This is a genomic window from Bradyrhizobium sp. FW305-F6 (assembly GCF_058782905.1).
This window is the reverse complement of record NZ_JBYSYD010000002.1, coordinates 1,791,566-1,810,796: the sequence shown is the minus strand read 5'-3', so window position 1 is coordinate 1,810,796 and position 19,231 is coordinate 1,791,566. Positions and strand designations below refer to the sequence as shown.

The window sequence follows — 19,231 nt, the reverse complement described above, 5'->3', positions numbered from 1 at the left end:
TCGCCCGCCGATCGCCTCGTGCGAGGCCGGCGATCTCTCTGTCAACCCGCCTTCCGGCCAGGGTCCTTTTCCGAGCCTTGCGCGCATCGCGGTCTTGAAGAGTTCATCTTGGCGTCCCATCTTGTGGCGCCCGCAGGTAGAGGCGTACCATGTGCTTTCTGCGGCATTATACGAGGACCTGGGATGAGCGGACCGGATGGAAGCGAGCAGTTTGCCAGAAGCCACGATTTCGGTCTGGCCCGACCGAGTGCAATCGCTGCGCTGCTCGTTGCGACTTTCGCGCTCACCGGTTGCGGTCAGCCGGCCTCGCAGGCCGCGGCCCCGCCGCCGGCGGCAGTGACGGTCGCCCAGCCGGTCAAGCGCACCGTCACCGATTGGGACGAGTTCACCGGCCGCTTCGAGGCGGTGGAAGAGGTGCAGGTGCGGCCGCGCGTCGGCGGCTTCGTCAACTCGGTTGAGTTCACGGACGGCGCCATCGTGCGTCAGGGCGATCTGCTCTACGTGATCGACCCGCGCCCGTTCGAGGCGGTGGCCACGCAGGCGGAAGGGCAGCTGGCGGACGCGCGCGCCAGGGTGGAGCTCGCCAAGCGAGAGCTCGATCGCGGCCTCAGCCTGGTGCAGACCAGCGCGGTCTCCGAGCAGGTCGTCGACCAGCGCCGCCAGGCCTTGCAAGCCGCGCATGCCGCCGCGACGCAGGCCGAAGGCGCGCTGAAGGCCGCCAAGCTCAACATCGAATTCACCCATGTGACCGCACCGCTGACCGGCCGCGTCAGCCGCCATCTCGTCAGCCCCGGCAATCTCGTGCAGGGCAGCGACAGCGGATCGTCGACCTTGCTGACCTCCATCGTGACGCTCGATCCGATCTATATCTATTTCGACATGGATGAAGCGACCTTCGTCAAATACAGCAAGCTGTGGTTCGAAGGCCGCCGCCCGAGCTCGCGCGATACGGCGAACCCGGTGCAAGTGTCTCTCGTCGGCGAGACCAAGCCATCGCATGAAGGCACCATCAACTTCCTCGACAACCGCCTCGACGTCTCCACGGGAACGCTGCGCAGCCGCGCCGTCGTCAAGAACACCGATCAGTCGATCCTGCCCGGCCAGTTCGGCCGCGTCCGCCTGATCGCCAGCGCGCCCTATGAGGCGCTGCTGATCCCGGATGCCGCGATCGCGACCGACCAGTCCCGCAAGATCGTGTTCGTGGTCAAGCCCGACGACACCGTCGAGGCGCGTCCCGTCGTGCTCGGGCCTCTGGACGACGGCCTGCGCGTGATCCGTGAGGGGTTGAAGGCGGAGGATCGGGTCATCGTCAACGGCGTCCAGCGTGCCCGCGTCGGCGCCAAGGTTGCACCGCAGACCGCACAAGCTCCGGCCGGTGGCAAGCCATGAACCTCGGGCGTCTCTCCATCAATCAGCCCATCCTGGCGATGGTGCTGTCGATCGTGCTCCTGATCGTCGGCGCGCTCGCCTACACGACGCTGCCGGTCTCCGAATATCCGCAAGTGGTGCCCCCGACCGTCGTCGTCACCACGCAATATCCGGGCGCCTCCGCGCAGACCGTGTCCGACACGGTCGCAGCTCCGATCGAGCAGGAGATCAACGGCGTCGAGGACATGCTGTATCTCTACAGCCAGGCGACCTCGAACGGCCAGCTCACAATCACCGTAACCTTCAAGCTCGGCACCGATCTCGACAAGGCCCAGGTGCTGGTGCAGAACCGCGTCGCCATCGCGCAGCCGCGGCTGCCCGAGGAGGTGCAGCGCAACGGCGTCACCACCCGCAAGAACTCGCCCGACATCCTGATGGTCGCGTTCATGCTGTCGCCGGACGACACTTTCGACCAGCTCTATATCTCCAATTACGCGCTGCTCCAGGTTCGCGACCAGCTGCTGCGCCTCGACGGCGTCGGCGACATCCAGATCTTCGGCGCCCGCGACTATTCGATGCGGCTGTGGCTCGATCCTGACCGCATCGCCAATCTCGGCCTGACCTCGGCCGAGGTGCTGGCGGCGATCCGCGCCCAGAACGTCCAGATCGCGGGCGGCCAGATCGCCGAGCCGCCGATCGCAGACCGTGCCTTTCAGCCGAACCTGACGTTCACGGGCCGCCTGAAGGACCAGAAGCAGTTCGAGGAGATCCTCATCAAGGCCGGCTCCGATGGCCGGGTGGTGCGGTTGCGCGACGTCGCGCGCATCGAGCTCGGTGCGCTCTCCTACACCACCAACAGCTTCCTGCTGCGCAAATCAGCGGTCGCCATGCTGGTGACGCAGCGGCCGGGATCGAACGCGCTCGCCACCGCGAAGAACATCACCGATACCATGGCGCGGCTGAAGGAGAGCTTCCCGAAGGGCCTCGACTACAATATCGGCTACAATCCGACCGAGTTCATCGCCCAGTCCGTCCACGAGCTGATCAAGACCATCTACGAGGCCATGCTGCTCGTGGTCATCGTCGTGCTGGTATTCCTGCAGGGCTGGCGTCCCGCGATCATTCCGATCATCGCGATTCCCGTGTCCTTGGTCGGCACCTTCGCGGTGATGGCGGCGCTGGGCTTCTCGATCAACAATCTCACGCTGTTCGGCCTCGTCCTCGCCGTCGGCATCGTCGTCGACGACGCCATCGTGGTGGTCGAGAATGTCGAGCGTCATCTCGAGCATGGCATGAGCCGGCGCGATGCCGCGCTGAAAACCATGGAGGAGGTTGGCGGCGCGCTGGTCTCGATCGCACTGGTGTTGTGCGCGGTGTTCGTGCCGACCGCGTTTCTCGGTGGCATCTCCGGACAGTTCTTCCAGCAATTCGCCGTCACCATCGCCGTTGCGACCGCGATCTCGTGCTTCTGCTCGCTGACTCTGTCGCCGGCATTGGCCTCGCTGATCCTCACCCCGCACCAGGAGAAGCGCCCGCCGGCGGCCTGGAATATCATCGCGCGCGGCTGGAACGCATTCACCGGTGTGTTCAATCGGATTTTCGATAGGCTCGCGCACGGTTATGCCGGGCTCGCCGATTTCGTGATCCGGCATTCGGTGGTGATGCTCCTGATCTACGTCGTGCTGATCGGCAGCGCCGGCTGGCTGATCGTGACCACGCCGCAAGGATTCATCCCCGCGCAGGATCGCGGCTACGTCATCGTCTCCGTGCAATTGCCCGGGGCGGCGTCGCTGGCGCGCACCACGGAAGTCGTGCGCGAGATCGAGCGGATTGCGCTGGATACGCCCGGCATCGTCCGTGTCGCCGCCTTCGCCGGCTTCTCCGGCGCGACGCGCACCCAGGCAGGCAACGCGGCTGCGCTATTCCCGGTGTTCGACGAGCCGGAGGCGCGGATCAAGAGGGGATTGTCTGCGAACGCCATCACGGTCGAGCTGCGCAAGCGACTGTCCGCGATCCAGGGCGCGTTCATCATCGTGATTCCGCCGCCGGCCGTGCCCGGCATCGGGACGGGCGGAGGATTCGCCATCCGCATCCAGGACCGCCAGGGCCGCGGGCCCGAAATGCTCGCAGCCGCGACCGACGAACTGGTCGCCGCGGCGCGCAAATCGCCCGCGTTGCTCGCTCCCTCGGTGTTCTCGCCGTTCACGGCCAACACGCCGCAGCTCTTCGTCGACATCGACCGCACCAAGGCGCAAAAGCTGGGCGTTCCCATCTCCAACATCAACGACACGATCCAGACCTATTTCGGATCGACCTATGTCAACGACTTCAACCTGTTCGGCCGCACCTATCACGTCACCGCGCAGGCTGATTTTCCGTTCCGGAAAGAACCGAGCGATCTCGCCCGCCTGCGCACGCGCAATGCCGCCGGCGACATGGTGATGCTCGGCAGCGTGGTCGAGTTCAAGGACGTCTCCGGTCCCGACCGCGTCGCCCGCTACAATCTCTATGCGGCCTCCGAGCTCCAGGGCGAGCCGGCGCCGGGCGTCAGCTCGACCACCGCGCTCGACGCCATCAAGCAGCTCGCGAACGACACCTTGCCGAGCGGCTTCACGTTCGAATGGACCGACCTGTCCTATCAGCAGGTCACCGGCGGCAATGCCGGCCTCTACGTGTTCCCGATCTGTGTGCTGTTCGTCTATCTCGTGCTCGCCGCGCAATATGGCAGCTGGACCCTGCCGTTCGCGGTGATCCTGATCGTGCCGATGTGCCTGCTCGCTGCCACCATCGGCGTGCGCATCATGGGCCAGGACGTCAACATCCTCACCCAGATCGGCTTCGTCGTGCTGGTCGGACTGGCGGCGAAGAACGCGATCCTGATCGTCGAATTCGCGCGCGACATCGAGAACGAGGGCAGGCCGCGGCTGGAAGCCGTGATCGAGGCCTGCCGCCTGCGGCTGCGGCCGATCCTGATGACGTCGTTCGCTTTCATCCTCGGCGTCTTGCCGCTGGTGATTTCGACCGGCTCCGGCTCCGAGATGCGCCAGGCCGTCGGCGTCGCCGTGTTCTTCGGCATGATCGGCGTCACCCTGTTTGGCCTGTTGTTCACGCCGATCTTCTATGTGGTGGTGCGGAACCTGGCGGAGGGGCGGAACGAGGGCAAGAAGCCGGAGGTGGCGGCTGCTTGAGTGCTAGCTGTGGCCACCGGCATATCCTCTTTCTCTGCTGTCGTCCCCGCCTAGTGCGCAATTGCGCATGGGGGGCGGGGACCCATAACCACAGGAAGGAGTTTGGGGCGAAGCCGGTAACTCCGAGTCTTCGCCAAACGTCTCCCTGTGGCTATGGATCCCGGGCTCGCGCTGCGCGCGCCCCGGGACGACAGCGGGAGCTTGGTGCGCAGAATCCCATACTAACGATCAACACGAAACGGATGGGCACATACGGCGTTCTTCACTACTATTCGCGCGATTTCAAAACAGAAGACTGCTGGGAGATAAACGGATGAAATCAGCACTTTTGGCCGCAGCGGCCTCGACATTGTTTCTCGCCGCGCCGGCCTCCGCGCAAGGCGTCAAGATCGGTATCCTCAACGACCAGTCCGGCGTCTACGCGGACTATGGCGGCAAATGGTCGGTCGAGGCGGCCAGGATGGCGATCGAGGATTTCGGCGGCGAGGTGCTCGGCCAGAAGGTCGAGCTCGTCACCGCCGACCACCAGAACAAGCCGGACCTCGCCGCCTCGATCGCGCGGCGCTGGTACGACGTCGAGAACGTCGACATGATCACGGAGCTGACGACGTCCTCGGTCGCGCTCGCGATCCACGAGCTCTCCAAGGAAAAGAAGAAGATCGACATCGTCGTCGGCGCCGCGACCTCGCGGCTGACAGGGGACGCTTGCCAGCCTTACGGCTTCCACTGGGCCTACGACACCCGCGCGCTCGGCGTCGGCACCGGCGGTGCGCTGACCAAGGCCGGCGGCGACACCTGGTTCTTCCTCACGGCCGATTACGCCTTCGGCTACGCGCTGGAAAAGGACACCAGCGAGATCGTCGCCGCCAACGGCGGCAAGGTGGTCGGCTCGGTTCGCGTGCCGCTCAACTCCTCGGACTTCTCCTCCTTCCTGCTGCAGGCGCAGAGTTCGAAGGCGAAGATCGTGGGCCTCGCCAATGCCGGCCTCGACACCACCAACTCGATCAAGCAGGCGTCCGAGTTCGGCATCGTCGCGAGTGGCCAGAAGCTCGCCGGGCTGCTGATGACGCTCGCCGAAGTGCATGGCCTCGGCCTGCAGGCGGCGCAGGGGCTGGTGCTGACGGAAGGCTTTTACTGGGACGTCAACGACAAGAGCCGGAATCTTGGCGAACGCTTCCTCAAACGTACCGGCCGGATGCCGAATATGATCCAGGCCGGCACCTATTCGGCAACGCTGAGCTATCTGAAGGCAGTCAAGGCCGCCGGCACCAAGGATCCGGATGCCGTCGCCAAGAAGCTGAAGGAGCTGCCGGTCGACGACGATTTCGCGCAAGGCGGCAAGGTGCTCGAGAACGGCCGCATGGTCCACGACATGTATCTTTTCGAGGTCAAGAAGCCCTCGGAATCGAAGAAGCCGTGGGACTATTACAAGCTGCTCGCCACCGTCCCCGGCGACAAGGCCTTCTTCACCGCGAAGGAAAGCGGCTGCCCGCTGACGAAGTGACGCTCTCGTGTCCCGGACGCGCTGCAGCGTGAAACGCTGCGCCGCGCCCGGGACAGGAGGCGGGTGTTTCACTTCACCATCCGCAGCACCACCGCCCCCAGCGCTCCGACCCACAGCGCCATGGCGGCGATGCCCTGGATCGCAAAGCCCGGGCCGCGCTTGGCCGCCGCCTGCGAATAGCCGATGAAATAGACGATGCGGCCGATGATCCAGACCGCGCCGATCCCGGCCGCGATGGCGTCGCTGACATAGATCGCGAACAGCCACAGCGCCGGCAGGAAGATGGGTAGCCATTCCAGCGTGTTCATCTGGATGCGGAAGGCACGGTCGAAATCCGGATGGCCCGACATCGCCGGCACCTTGACGCCGGTCCTCGTCCGCACCCGCGAGACGTTGATGGCGACGAAGAGATAAAACGCGATCGCCAGCAGCGTGACGAGAGCGGTGAGATGATACATCGCAAACCCCCTTGAAGAGATTGCGCCTCAATACCCGGTCATCTCGAGATAGCCAACGCCCTCATGCGTGCCGCCAAAGCTGATCGGTCCCTCCCAATAAGAGAATCCGGTCCCCATCCAGGCGTTGGCATTGAGCGGCTTGCAGAAGATCGCGAACGATCGCGATGGGATCGCAATCTGCCATTCCACGGGCACCTTGCGTCCGGCGACCTCCACCGTAACCTTCGGGATCATCTGGATGTCGTCGCCCGCGATCATCTGGGTCTCGCCACGGGCATTGATCCAGTTGCCGAACGGATAGTTTCTGCCGTCCTTCTGCCGCAGCCGGTACAGCATCAGCTTGTCGCCGGATGCCAGGTGCAGCGACAGCCAGTCCCAGCCGGTCTGGTCGGAATCGAGCGGCTGGCTACTCCATTCCCTGTCCATCCAGGCCTGGCCGGAGACATTGGCCGGCTTGTCATCGATCACGAGCGTGCCGCGGGCGCGGTAGAACGGCTGGCTGTAGTAGTAGGACGCCTGGCCGCGTTCCGACTTGCGGCTGTAGCCGCCGTCGCCCTGCAACACCACCGGAAGATCGGCCTCGAGCGTCAGTGTGTAGCTGAAATCGGTGCCGGACGCCTTCAGCGTCAGCGGCGCCAGGGTGCGGTCGTCGCTGGGCCCGACAGCCTTCATCTCCCAATCGTCGATCCAGGCATCGAACGGCTTGGCCGTCACGCCGGCCTGCCCGACGCCCCCGCGTGAAAACGTCTCGGAGAAGCGATGGGTGTCGGCGCGCGTCACCGCGGCGTGCGCCATCCACACCTGCCGGTTGGCCCAGCCTTCGCCTTGCGGCCCGGCCTGCGCCGCCTGGCGGAACAGCGTCCATTGCAGGCCGCACGCTGCGCCGCTGCTGTCTGTGAGGTTCGCCGTGAGATACCACCACTCGATCCGAAACTCCGGATGCGGTCCGTGATCCCCGGGAAAGGTGAAGGTCTTTCCCGGCGTCACCTTGGCGAACCCGTCGGCCGTCTCGCCGAGCCCGGCATAACCCTGCGCGCCGGCGCGGTGCGTCAGCGCGAGGGCTGCGATGCCGCCGGCGAAGGCACGCCGCGAGATTGCGTCAGCGCTCATTGGCAAACACCTTGACGAGGTTCGCCGGCTGCATCCGCGCCAGCCGGATCATCGGCAGCAGCGCGGCAAGCAGCGAGGCGAGCATTGCCACCGCGACCAGCTCGATCAGCTGCAGCGGAAACACGTGGAACGGCAGCCGCCAGCCGAACGCCTTCACGTTCACGATCGCGACCAGGCACCACGCCACCACGAGGCCGAGCGGCACGGCCAGCAGCGCCGTGAACAGCGCCACCGAGAGCGTCTTGGTCAATTCGATCGCGGCAAGGCGTGGCCGCGTGATGCCGATCGCCCATAGCGGCGCGAGTTGCGGCAGGCGGGAGTTGGCCAGCGTGAGCAGGCTGGTGAGCAGAGCGATGCCGGCAACCCCGAGCGTGAACGCGTTCAGCGCCGACGTCACCGCAAAGGTGCGGTTGAAGATGCGGATCGACTCCGCCTTCACGGTTGCCTGGTCGGCGACGCTGCGGTCGTCGAGCCCGAACTGCTGCTGCAAGGCCGCGATCAAGCCGGGGATATGTTCTCTCGCGACGATCAGCCCGATCCGCGTCTGCGGCGTCTGCGGAAACTGCCGAATCAGCGCGGCAACATTCACGGTCACCTGCCCCTTGGGGTTGCCGTAATCGGCATAGATGCCGACGATATCGAGCTCCCAGCTCCCGCCCGGCGCCGGCACCTCGACGACGTCACCGATCTGCACGTTCAGCCGGCGGCTCAATTGCTCGCTGATGAAGGCGGCGTTGCCCGGCACCAGCCGGGTCCAGGCGCGCGGTGCGGTTTCCAGCATGGGCCAGCGCTCGCGGTACAGCGCGTGATCGGGCAGGCCGAGCAACTCGACGGATTGGCCCCGGATCTGCGCCTCGGCGCGTCCGCCCGGAAGGATCGCCTGAACATCGCCGCGCTGCTTCAGCCAGTTGCGGATCGCGGTGCCCTGCGCATTGTCGGAGGCGCTGATGTAGACGTCGGCGGCGAGCCGCCCGTCGAGCCAACCGAGGAAGGTGCGGCTGAACGTGGCCACCATGGTCGAGACCCCGACATTGACGGCAAGCGCGAGTAGCAGCGCCATCAGCGCCAGCGACAATCCGGAGAGCTGCTGCCGGCTGTCGGCCCAGAACCACTGCGCGAGCGGCCCTCGCGCGGCGCGCTGGCCGGCGAGCAGCATGAGTTCGAGAAAGGCCGGCAGGATCAACGCCGCGCCCAGCATCAGCGCTGCCAGCACGCCAAATCCTGCGATCAACGATTGGCCGTAAAAAAGCAGCAGCAGCGCGACCGCGAATATGGCGCAGGCGGCGATGCTCTGCAGCATCAGCCAGCGGCGTTGCCGCTGCTGCCAGGCGCGCGGCTGCGCCGTCGCCAGCACCGGCATCCTGACGGCCTTGATCAGGCTGGTCGCGGCTGCCACAAGCGCGCCGGCAATGCTGATGCCGAGGCCGGCGAGCCACCATTCGCCGCGCAGGCTGAGCTGCCCCGGGATCTGCGCGCCATACAGCCCGCGCAACGAAGCCGCGACGTCGGGCAGTAGCGCCGCCGCAATGAAATAGCCGCAAGCGAGCCCGATCAGTCCGGCGACCAGCGCCAGCGCCACCAGCTCGACCACCAGCACCGTGTTGACCAGCCGCGCCGAGGCGCCGCAGGCCCGCAAGGTCCGTAGCATCGGTAGCCGTTGCTCGAAGGCGAGTCCGACGGCCGAGTTGACGATGAACAGGCCGACGAAGAACGACAACAGCCCGAACGCGGTGAGATTGAGATGGAAGCTGTCGGTGAGGTGCTCCAGCTCCGTCTCGGCATTCGGCTCGATCCGCTGCAACTGATCGCCGACGACGCTGGCGAGCGGCGCCGGCTTGCCCCTGGGCTTGCCGATCAGGAGCCGAGAGACCTGCTCCGGCTTGTCGAGGAGACGCTGCGCCACACCGATATCGACCACCAGCACGCCGGGCGCGAGCTGGGGCAGCACGCGCAAGGGCGGCAGTTCTGCGCCGTTGCTGATCGGCGGCGCCGCACCCTCCGCCTCCTTGATATCGGCCAGCGTCTCCCGCGCCACCAGCGTCTGGCCGGGCGGCGCCACGAAACTGCTGAGATCCGCTGCCCCCAGCCGGGGCGCATTGCCGACGTCAACTGGCAGCGTCACCGGCTCGATGCCGAGCAGCCGCACCGAGCGCCCGTTGACCTGGATCCGTCCCTCCAGCGCCGGTGACACCGGCCAGCCGGCGCGGCGGAGTTTGACGAACAACTCCTGCGGAAAGGTCGCTGCGTTCGGCGCGACCAGCATCGCCGTGCGAGCACCCCCGAAAGTTGCGGCGGCGCGGTCATAGGCATTGCGGGCCTGCTGGTTGATCGCCTGCACGCCGCTCCACAGCGCGGTCGCCGCGATCAGCCCGATCAGCAGCGTTGCGAACTGCATCTTGTGACGCCGCCAATGGCTGAGCAGCACCGCGAGCACCCACAGCGCGCGCCTCATGCGATCCGTCCCGCATGCAGGGTGACGTGGCGGTCGAGCGTGGCGGCGAGATGCAGACTATGCGTCACCATCAGGAAGCCGCAGCCGGTGCGTGCGACGAGGTCGCGCGCCAACGCCAGCACGTCCTCGGCGGTGGCTTCGTCGAGATTGCCGGTCGGCTCGTCCGCAAGCAGAAGCAAGGGTTTTGTCGCCAGTGCCCGGCCGATCGCGACCCGCTGTTGCTGGCCGCCCGATATTTGCTCGGGATAACGTTTGAGCAGGCTGCCGAGCCCGAGCCGCTCGACGAGCTCTTTGGTCCAGGCCGCATCGTGCCGGCCGGCGATCCGGGCCTGGAAGGCGAGATTGTCCGCGACCGACAGGCTCGGGATCAGGTTGAACTGCTGAAAAACCAGGCCGACGTGGTCGCGCCGCAGGCTGGCGCGTCCCGTATCCGACAGCCTGGTGACCTCGATCCCGTCGAGCGTGATCGTACCGGCATCGGCTGCATCGAGGCCCGCAATCAAATGCAGCAACGTGCTCTTGCCGCTGCCGGACTCGCCGGTCAGCGCCACGCGTTCGCCGCGTCCGAGGTCGAGATCGACGCCGCGCAGCACATGGACCGGCTCGCCGGCCGAGGAGAAGGTCTTGGAGAGGTTTCGGATACTCAACACGATGAATGGCGCCGGACGGAATTTACGGAATTGCTGCGTAGCACACCTGCTGCGGAAATGCCGGGTTGCGTTGGTTGTACAGCCGCTGTTAGCTTTCAAGACGGCCAAATCAAAAAAGTGCCGAAAAGAGATGCGGGGAGAATGATGAGCGCTCAGGGAACGCCCGACGCGGCGGCTAGGACGAACAAAACGCCACAAGGCGCCTGGACCATCACCTTTCTCCTGTTCCTCTTCATGGTGGTGAATTTCGCCGACAAGATCGTCGTCGGTCTCGCCGGGGTGCCGATCATGACCGAGCTGAAGCTCAGCCCCGAGCAATTCGGCTTCCTCGGCCAATCGTTCTTCTTCCTGTTCTCGATCTCGGCCATGGTCGTCGGCTTTATCGTCAACAAGGTGCCGACGCGCTGGGTGCTGCTGGCGATGGCGGTGATCTGGGCGCTGGCGCAGTTCCCGATGGTCGGCACCGTCTCCTTCACCACGCTGTTGATCTGCCGCATCGTGTTGGGCGCGGGCGAAGGACCGGCCTTCTCGGTCGCCGCCCACGCCATCTACAAATGGTTCCCGGACGAGAAGCGGACGCTGCCGACCGCGATCCTCTCGCAGGGCTCAGCCTTCGGCGTCATCCTGGCGGTGCCCGCGCTGAACTGGATCATCGTGAACCATTCCTGGCACTACGCCTTCGGCGCGCTCGGTGTCGTCGGCCTGATCTGGGTCGCCGCCTGGCTCGCGCTCGGCAAGGAGGGGCCGCTGGAGGACACGGAGGTCCTTGCCGTCACCGAGCCGAAGATTCCCTATGTGCAGCTTCTGACCTCGCGCACCTTCCTCGGCTGCGTGTTTGCAACCTTCGGCGCCTATTGGGCACTGTCGCTCGGCCTCACCTGGTTCACGCCCTTCATCGTCCAGGGCCTCGGCTTCTCGCAGAGCGAGGCCGGCATCATCTCGGTCCTGCCCTGGGTGTTCGGCGCCACCATCGTCCTCCTCACCGGCTGGATCTCGCAGGTGATGACGGCGCGGGGCTACACCACGCGCATCTCGCGCGGCGTGCTCGGCTCGGTGCCGCTGATCATGGGCGGCCTGATCCTCGCCGCGATGGCGCATGTCGAGGGCGCGGGCCTGCAGATCGCGCTGCTCGTCGTCGGCTCCGGCCTCTGCGGCGCGATCTACGTGGTCTGCCCGCCGATGCTCGGCGAGTTTACCCCGGTCTCGCAGCGCGGCGCGGTGATCGCCATCTACGGCGCGCTCTACACGTTGGCGGGAATGTTTGCGCCGGGCGTGATGGGCACCGTGATCCAGCGCGCCGGCAGCATGCTCGACGGCTACATGACCGGCTTTACCATCAATGCGGTGGTCATGATCGGCTCCGGCGCGATCGGCCTGCTGCTGCTGTGGCCAAACACGGAAAAGGCGAGGCTCACCCGCGGCGCCGCCCCGCAGCCGGCTGCGCTGAAGGGCGCGGTGTCGCCGACGTGACGGGGCGGGCTCTTTCTTACCCTCCCCTGGAGGGGGAGGGTCGCTACGCATGAAGCGTAGCGCAATGCGTAGCGGGGTGGGGTGACGGTCTCTCCGCGACGAATAGTGCCCGAGTGGAGAGATCACCCCACCCCGCTCGCGCTACGCGCGATCGACCCTCCCCCTCCAGGGGAGGGTAAGCGGCCGCCGCGCCACTCAATTCGCTTTCGCCGTCCGCCGCTCCGTGAACGGCGACAGCACCACCGTCGCCAGCATGAAGATCACCGACGCGCCGAACACCCAATGCGGCGCGCTCTGGTCCATGATCCAGCCGAACAGCAGGGGTGAGACGATGCCGCCGAGGTTGAAGCCGGTGGAGACGATGCCGAAGGCACGGCCCGCAGCGCCGGCCGGCGCCGCATTGCGCACCAGCATGTCGCGTGAGGGCGCGATCACGCCGGAGAGGAAGCCGGCGGTCGCCATGGTGGCGGTCAGCACCCAGCCCGGCAGCGTCACCAGCGCGATCAGCAGCACGATTGCTGCGTTGACTGCGAAGCAGGCGGCCGCGACATAGCCGTGACGCTCGGTGTGGTCGGCGAGGAAGCCGCCGGCGAGCACGCCCGCGGCGCTGGCGCCGAGGAACGCGGTCAGTGCGACATTGGCGATCGAATAGGAAATGCCGTATCCGCTCATCAGCGCCACGACGCCGAAATTGTTGATCCCGGCGACCGACAGGCTGAGCAGCATGAATAGCGCAGTCAGCGTGATCAGGGCCGGCGTGATCACCGCCTGCTTCGGCGCGTGCTTGCCACCCGGCTTCGTCTTGTGCGCGCCGGCCTCGGGAATGCCCATCACGATCAGCAGCAACGCCACCAGGATCGCGACCGCGCCCGATGCGATCAGCGCGCCGACACCGCCGGACAGGGTGACCAGCGCGGCGATGATCGCCGGCGTCACCGCACCGCCGAGATAGCCGGCAAAGGTGTGCACCGAGAAGGCGCGGCCCATCCGCGCCTCGTCCATGTGCTCGGCCAGGATCGCGTAATCGGCGGGATGATAGACGCTGTTGGCAAGGCCCAGCAGCACGGCGCAGGCGATCAGCGAGGCGTAGCTGAGATGCAGGCCGAGCAGGATCAGCGCGCAGCCGCCGAGCGTCAGCCCCATCAGGAGGATTTTGCGCGCGCCGAAATGGTCGACGAGATAGCCGGTCGGCGCCTGCGTCAGGCCCGAGACGACCGCGAGCGTGGTCAGCGAGAAGCCGAGCTCGATATAGCCGACGCCGAGCTTCTCCTTCAGGAACGGGAACAGCATCGGCAGCACCAGCAGATGGAAATGGCTGACCCAATGCGCGATCGAGATTCCCGTCAGCGTGCGCAGCGCGCTGTCCGCCTTGCCTTGCTGCGGTGCGGCGAGAACGTCGACCATGGCAGTTCCGTTTCACTCCCGAATGGAGGCGCAAACTATCGGGGAGAGCGGTTATTTGTCCATGAACGGAGGCGCATGGCAGCTAGCGAGGGCGAGGGACGACAGCAAAGGGTGGAGCGCAGGCTGCCACTTAAAGCGGATCGTCATCCGGCCCGTAGCGGTCGCGCTTGGGCGTTGCCATATCACCGTCCTCATAGTCCTCGTCATCGAGGGGCGGCGGTGGCACCTGCGCCTCGTTGTCTGGCCGCTTCTTCTCAGCGGTCTTGTCGTCAACGAATCTGGGCGGCTCGCTCAGCTTGCCGATCTTGGCCATGATTTTCCCGGATGGTGATGCTGCATCCGCTCCTACCCGGTACATATGTGCAGATCCCGACCCATCGCAAGTCAATGCAGCACGGGCCCGCCCGCCTTCTTCCAGGCATCGATGCCGCCGGCGATATGGGCGGTGTTGAGAAGTCCCGCGTCCTTTGCCGCCGCCACGGCCATCGCCGAGCGTTCGCCGAAGGCGCAGAAGAACACGACGCGCCGCCCCGTAGCCGCCACGACCTCGCGCAGCATGCCGCCGGGCTTGAGGCTCTCCTCGACGGAAGGGTAGGGCGTGTGCAGCGCGCCTTCGAGCATGCCGTGCTTCATCCGCTCGTTGGTCTCGCGCAAGTCCACCAGCAGGATGTCGGGCCGGCCGAGGCTGCGAATCGCCTCGATCGCGCTGAGCGCGCGGCCTTCCTTCTCCAAAGTCTCCTGATGCAGGCCGACATGCATGTTGGCCGGGATTGCCACATCCATCATCTTCGGATTGGGCAGCTTCAGGTTCGCCATCAGCTCGATATATTCGTCGACAGAACGCACTTGGAGCCGCGGATTGTAGCGCCTCTCCTCGCCGATGGTGGAGACCGTGTCGCCCTTGTAGTCGTGGGCCGGGAACACCATCGTCTCGTCCGGCAGTTTCAGGAGGCGGTTGAAGATCGAATCGTATTGCGCGCGCGCCGAGCCGTTCTGGAAATCGGTGCGGCCGGTGCCGCGGATCAACAGCGTGTCGCCGGTGAAGACGCGGTCGCCCATCAGATAGGAATAGGAATCGTCGGTGTGGCCCGGCGTGTACATCACGTCGAGCGACATGCCTTCGATCGTCACCTTGTCGCCGTCGGCGACGCGCATGGCGACGACGTCGGCCTTGGTCTGGTCGCCCATCACGGTCATGCAATGGGTGCGGTCGCGCAGCTCACCGAGGCCGGTGACGTGGTCGGCATGCAGATGCGTGTCGACGGCTTTCACCAGCTTGAGGTCGAGCTCGCGCAGCAATTGGCAGTAGCGATCGACCTTCTCCAGCACGGGGTCGAGGATCAGCGCCTCGCCACCGGCGCGGCTCGCAAGCAGATAGCTATAGGTGCCCGAAACGCTGTCGAAGAGCTGGCGGAAGATCATGGCAGAAAGCCCGGCAGTGGAACTGATTTCGAGGATTCTACTCCAATATGGGCCAGAAGGAGAAGTAATTTACTGTGTCTACAATGAAATTTAGAAGATTCTTATTGCGGGCGCGGCCGCCCACCCACCACTGTCATCGCCCGGCTTGACCGGGCGATCCAGTATCCACAGACGTTCGTGTAATACGGAGGGGCCGCGGCGTACTGGATTCCCCGCCTCCGCGGGGAATGACACCTGGTGTGGCGGCGGAGTATCATAACTCGGGATGCCGCCTACGGCCGCACCAACGTGTAGCCGTTCTCTGTCAGGAACAGGATCTGCCCGACGCCCACCTGCACCGGCGTGGCCGCTTCGATGAACTCCGGCCGTTTGCCTGTCTCCCGCGCGATCGTATCGACGGTGTTGAGGCAGATGTCGAAGCGTACGCCTTGCGCGATCAGGCTTTCGACTTGCTTGCGGCGCTGGCTGCCGGCGAGAAGCAGGTCGATGCCCGGGCCGAACGCCACCACTTCGATCGCGATCTTGTCGGGGCCGTAGGCCTTCAGCAGATTGTTGGCGACGCTCAGCACCAGCGCCTGCTTGTTTGGATCGCCATCGGAGAGCTGCAGCACGATCTTGTGCTCCGCGAACGGCTTGTCCTGGAGCGGCACCTGCTGCGCCGGAGCGGGCAGCGCCGTCGCGCAGACGAGCAGTGCCAGCAGCATCGAGCGGAACAGCTTCGAGGGCATCATCCGCGTCCTGCAACCCCCGGATTACCCTCGACGCCTTTCAGCGTGACGCCGGAGCCGAGCCGTTCGGGCATCATCCGGCCCGAGCGCAGATATTTGCCGACGACGTCCCACACCGGCGCGCCCTGCCGGCCGTTGACGGAGGCCCAGCCCGCAACCTTGTAGCGATGGCTCGCGTTGAGCGCCTTGCCGTTGCCGAGCCTCAGCTCGGCGATGCGAGCGCCGATCGCAGCGTCGGGCGTGCAGGTGTAGCTGAGCCCGCCGGCGCGAACCATGTCGCCGCCCTGCTGGTAGTAGGGATCGGCGTTGAAGAGGTTGTCGCAGACGTCCTCCAGAAGGTCCTTGATCTCGGCTCCCGTCATCTCCTGCACATAGGTCTCGGGATAGGCGATCGCGGTTTGCGCGAGCAGATCCTCCATGGTCATCGCCTGTCCCGACAGCGCGGTGACGCCCCAGCGGAAGCCCGGCGACAACGCGATCTCGGCATCGAGCTCGCTGCGCAGCGCCGCGCAGATCAGCTCGTCCATCGGGCCGGAGAAATTGCCGCGGCGATAGAGCAGCCGGTCCGGTGTCGCGATCTTCTCCGACCAGTCGGCCACGTGCTGCGCACGGACCCGGCCGATCAGCTCGGCCATCGCCGGATCGGGTTTCAGCAGCTCGGAATAGACCGGCAACAGATGATACCTGACATCGCCGACCTTGCCGCTGTCGAGCGCGAGATCGAGCACTCCCAAGAACTTCCCGTTGGAGCCGGCATTGGTGACGAGCGTCGTGCCGCCCGCATTCTTCACGGCGATCGGCTGCGGCACGGCATCATGGGTGTGGCCGCCCAGAATAACATCGATGCCGGCGACCCGGCCCGCGAGCTTGAGGTCCACGTCCATGCCGTTGTGCGACAGCAGGATGACGGCATCGACCTTGTCGGTCGCGCGCAAGGCATCAACATGCTTCTGCAACTCCTCCTCGCGGATGCCGAAGCTCCAGTCCGGTGTGAACCTCTTGGGATGCGCGATCGGAGTATAAGGGAAGGCCTGGCCGATGATCGCGACGCGGTGCCCGCCGAGCTCCTTGATCGTGGACGGCTTGAACACGCGTCCCGTGGCCTTGTCGAAGGCGGGCGCGTCGTTGAACGCCGCTTCCTCGGTCAGGAACACGTTCTGCGCCAGGAATTCGCCCTTGAAGCGCTCGAGATTGTCGCGCAGCGCCTGCTCGCCATAGGTGAATTCCCAATGCCCGGTCATCGCCTCGATGCCGAGCAGATTGGCGACCTCGACCATGTCGCGGCCCTGCATTACGTTGGCGAGCCCCGTGCCCTGCCAGAGATCGCCGCCGTCGACCAGCACCGAGCGCCGCTCGCCGACATCGGCGCGCAAGCGATCCACCAGGGTCTTCAAATGGGCGAAGCCGCCGAGCTTGCCGAAGCGGCCTGCGGACTTCTCGAATTCGACGCAGGTGAAGGCATAAGCATCCGCGCTGTCGGGGCGGATGCCGAACCGTTCGAGAAAGGCGCGGCCGACCAGATGCGGTGGCCGTCCCGCCATCTCGCCGATGCCGATATTGACGCTGGGCTCGCGGAAATAGACGGGATTGAGCTGCGCGTGCGTGTCGGTGATGTGCAGGATCCGCGCGTTGCCGAACCGCTCGATGTCGTAGATGCCGGTGGTCTCGTTGCCGCGGGCCAGCCGCGGCAGGCCGAGCGTCGCGGCGGCAAGGCCTGCACTCTTCAGGAAATCGCGGCGGCGGATCGCTTGCTTAACCTCTCCCGCGTGCGGGAGAGGTCGGCATAGGCGGCCTTCTGGCCGCCGTTCTTTAAGACGCCGATGCTCTGCATCGGCTATGGCGCCGGGTGAGGGCTCTCTCCTCATTGGGGCCCTCGCTTGTGGAGACACCCCCACCCCAACCCTCCCCCGCAAGCGGGAGAGGGAGCGCACCTCCCTCGTTGCGCAAGCTGAAGTGATCTCATCTTACTCCGGCAGCTCGACTGTTCCACCTATGTGCAATCTAGCGGATTTCCATCGTCTTCCAGGCTTCTTTTTCGGACGTGGCCTGGAAGATCGACGCCTTCGCCAGCGCCTCGGCCTCCTTGGCTGCCGCAATGCCACGGTCGAAATCACCGCTATCGGCCGCCTTCTTCGCTGCCGCCAACGCAGATACGGTCACGGTCCATTGATTGCGCATGCCGGCCGCCTCCTTGGAGGCGGCTTCGGCGGCGGCATAGGCCGCCTTGTAGTCCGCCTCATTGGCCGCGCGCGCGGATGGCGCAAGGCTCAAGACGAGCAGCATGGCGAGAGCAAGTGACCGCTTCATGGCCGTGCTCCCGGTCCCGAGATCGGCAATCCGTTGGCGACGTAGGACAGGAAATATTCGACATCGCGATATTCGTCGGACTGCGGCTCGAACGGAACCGCGCGCGTCTGGCTGTTGCAGGTGACGAAGCGGCGGCTGGTTGTGCCCATGCCGCTCCATTCGGAGCGGTAGATCGGCATCGCGTTGAGGATGCCGAGCGCCGGCGCCAGGGTCTCGGCGCGGATGCGCTCGCCCGGGCTCTGCACATGGCAGCTCGCGCATGAGAAATTCATCTGGCCGCGCCGGCTGTAGAAATAGCGCTTGCCGTTCTCGAACGCCGCGAGCGCGCGCGGATCGTCGGGAATCTTGATGTCCATCGGCTTGCCGCGCGAAGTATAGGCCATGTAGGCGGTGAGCGAGGCCATCTCGTCCTTGACGTAGGAATAGGGCGCTTCGCCATTGGCCTCGCGGCATCGGTTGAGCGCGAGCTCCAGCGTGACGACCTTGCCTTCCTTCTCGTCGAAATACGGATAGTTCTGGCGGATGCCGATGCCGCCGCTCGGGAAGCAGTCGGCATAGGTCTTGCCGTTCTTGAACGGGGTCGAGAACATCTCCTTGCCGGCCTCGAGCGCGAACTCGTAAGGAGGGAATTCCTCCTTCTCCTGCCACTGCCGCTTCAAGCCCTCGTCCATGGAATACGGGCCGTTGACGAAATCCTCGTGCTTCACATCAGGAAATTTCTGGAAGAAGAAGTTCTGGAACGCCTTGGCATCGGCGACGGGATCGACCTTGTCGGCTGCGGCCACATCCGTTGCTGCGCAAGCCAGTGCGGCCAAAGCCGAGCCGAGCAGAATCGCGGCGTGTCGTTTCATCACGCGATCTTCGCGGTGGTCGTGTCCGAGCCGCCCTTGTTGTCGGTCCAGGAGATCTTGAGCTCGTCGCCCTTCTTGGCGCCCCTGAAGCTGAACTTGACGTAGGGGTCCTTCGAGACCGCAGTGCCCCAATCGGCGACGAAGACGTCCCTGCCGTTACATTCGAACTTCAGCTCCTGGATGAAGTGGGCCGGGATCAGCTCGCCATTGGGATTCTTGACCAAGCCGGTATCCATGGGGTGCTGGATCAGCGCCTGCACCTCGGTGATGTCGCCGTTGGACGTTGCGCGCACGCGAATGCTGGATGCCATGTCGAATT

The 19,231-nt window shown here is 65.5% G+C and carries 16 protein-coding genes; 4 read left to right on the top strand and 12 right to left on the bottom strand.

The window, feature by feature from the left end:
• The first annotated feature begins 183 nt into the window (after positions 1–183).
• The 3 genes from AC3WLX_RS19910 to AC3WLX_RS19900 all read left to right on the top strand — a co-directional run bounded on the left by AC3WLX_RS19910 (position 184) and on the right by AC3WLX_RS19900 (position 6,060).
• Complete coding sequence (locus AC3WLX_RS19910) at positions 184–1,389, top strand: efflux RND transporter periplasmic adaptor subunit (protein ID WP_492337225.1); 1,206 nt, start codon at positions 184–186, stop codon at positions 1,387–1,389.
• Positions 1,386–4,556, top strand: a complete 3,171-nt coding sequence (locus AC3WLX_RS19905) for an efflux RND transporter permease subunit (RefSeq protein WP_492337224.1) — start codon at positions 1,386–1,388, stop codon at positions 4,554–4,556. Before AC3WLX_RS19910 ends, AC3WLX_RS19905 begins: the two co-directional genes overlap by 4 nt.
• A gap of 313 nt (positions 4,557–4,869) precedes the next feature.
• Positions 4,870–6,060: an ABC transporter substrate-binding protein gene (locus tag AC3WLX_RS19900; RefSeq protein ID WP_492337223.1), complete on the top strand. Its 1,191-nt coding sequence runs from the start codon at positions 4,870–4,872 to the stop codon at positions 6,058–6,060.
• A 68-nt stretch (positions 6,061–6,128) separates the two neighbouring features.
• Here the strand turns inward: AC3WLX_RS19900 and AC3WLX_RS19895 are convergent, their stop codons facing one another.
• The 4 genes from AC3WLX_RS19895 to AC3WLX_RS19880 are packed head-to-tail and all read right to left on the bottom strand — an operon-like array spanning position 6,129 to position 10,730.
• Entirely contained in the window at positions 6,129–6,518 is a 390-nt protein-coding gene (locus AC3WLX_RS19895; RefSeq protein ID WP_291624987.1) for an MAPEG family protein, read from the bottom strand.
• A gap of 27 nt (positions 6,519–6,545) precedes the next feature.
• On the bottom strand, positions 6,546–7,628 hold the full coding sequence (locus AC3WLX_RS19890) for a lipocalin-like domain-containing protein (protein WP_492337222.1): 1,083 nt from the start codon (positions 7,626–7,628) through the stop codon (positions 6,546–6,548).
• Positions 7,618–10,080 (bottom strand): FtsX-like permease family protein, encoded by a 2,463-nt coding sequence (locus tag AC3WLX_RS19885; protein WP_492337221.1) that lies wholly within the window; start codon positions 10,078–10,080, stop codon positions 7,618–7,620. Before AC3WLX_RS19885 ends, AC3WLX_RS19890 begins: the two co-directional genes overlap by 11 nt.
• Positions 10,077–10,730 carry an ABC transporter ATP-binding protein gene (locus tag AC3WLX_RS19880; protein ID WP_492337220.1) on the bottom strand — a complete coding sequence of 218 codons (654 nt, stop codon included), beginning with the start codon at positions 10,728–10,730 and terminating at the stop codon, positions 10,077–10,079. Before AC3WLX_RS19880 ends, AC3WLX_RS19885 begins: the two co-directional genes overlap by 4 nt.
• A 144-nt stretch (positions 10,731–10,874) precedes the next feature.
• Here AC3WLX_RS19880 and AC3WLX_RS19875 point away from each other — a divergent pair, with 144 nt between their 5' ends.
• Positions 10,875–12,200 (top strand): MFS transporter, encoded by a 1,326-nt coding sequence (locus AC3WLX_RS19875; RefSeq protein ID WP_492337219.1) that lies wholly within the window; start codon positions 10,875–10,877, stop codon positions 12,198–12,200.
• Between the two features lie 195 nt (positions 12,201–12,395).
• Here AC3WLX_RS19875 and AC3WLX_RS19870 read toward each other — a convergent pair whose 3' ends face one another.
• The 8 genes from AC3WLX_RS19870 to soxZ form a co-directional block, all read right to left on the bottom strand.
• The gene (locus AC3WLX_RS19870; RefSeq protein WP_492337218.1) at positions 12,396–13,604 is read right to left on the bottom strand and encodes an MFS transporter; all 1,209 of its coding nucleotides are present in this window, start codon (positions 13,602–13,604) and stop codon (positions 12,396–12,398) included.
• Between the two features lie 130 nt (positions 13,605–13,734).
• A complete protein-coding gene (locus AC3WLX_RS19865) occupies positions 13,735–13,917 on the bottom strand; it encodes a hypothetical protein (protein WP_492337217.1) in 183 nt (60 codons plus the stop codon).
• 71 nt (positions 13,918–13,988) lie between these two features.
• Positions 13,989–15,026 carry an MBL fold metallo-hydrolase gene (locus AC3WLX_RS19860; RefSeq protein WP_291627149.1) on the bottom strand — a complete coding sequence of 346 codons (1,038 nt, stop codon included), beginning with the start codon at positions 15,024–15,026 and terminating at the stop codon, positions 13,989–13,991.
• A 272-nt stretch (positions 15,027–15,298) separates the two neighbouring features.
• Entirely contained in the window at positions 15,299–15,757 is a 459-nt protein-coding gene (locus tag AC3WLX_RS19855; protein ID WP_492337216.1) for a DsrE family protein, read from the bottom strand.
• Positions 15,754–17,619 carry a thiosulfohydrolase SoxB gene (gene soxB, locus AC3WLX_RS19850; RefSeq protein ID WP_291627147.1) on the bottom strand — a complete coding sequence of 622 codons (1,866 nt, stop codon included), beginning with the start codon at positions 17,617–17,619 and terminating at the stop codon, positions 15,754–15,756. The genes AC3WLX_RS19855 and soxB overlap by 4 nt, the downstream gene beginning before the upstream one ends.
• A gap of 136 nt (positions 17,620–17,755) precedes the next feature.
• Complete coding sequence (locus tag AC3WLX_RS19845; protein WP_492337215.1) at positions 17,756–18,061, bottom strand: hypothetical protein; 306 nt, start codon at positions 18,059–18,061, stop codon at positions 17,756–17,758.
• Positions 18,058–18,912, bottom strand: a complete 855-nt coding sequence (gene soxA / locus AC3WLX_RS19840) for a sulfur oxidation c-type cytochrome SoxA (RefSeq protein ID WP_492337214.1) — start codon at positions 18,910–18,912, stop codon at positions 18,058–18,060. The genes AC3WLX_RS19845 and soxA overlap by 4 nt, the downstream gene beginning before the upstream one ends.
• Positions 18,912–19,223, bottom strand: a complete 312-nt coding sequence (gene soxZ, locus AC3WLX_RS19835) for a thiosulfate oxidation carrier complex protein SoxZ (protein ID WP_291627144.1) — start codon at positions 19,221–19,223, stop codon at positions 18,912–18,914. Before soxZ ends, soxA begins: the two co-directional genes overlap by 1 nt.
• Between the last annotated feature and the right edge of the window lie 8 nt (positions 19,224–19,231).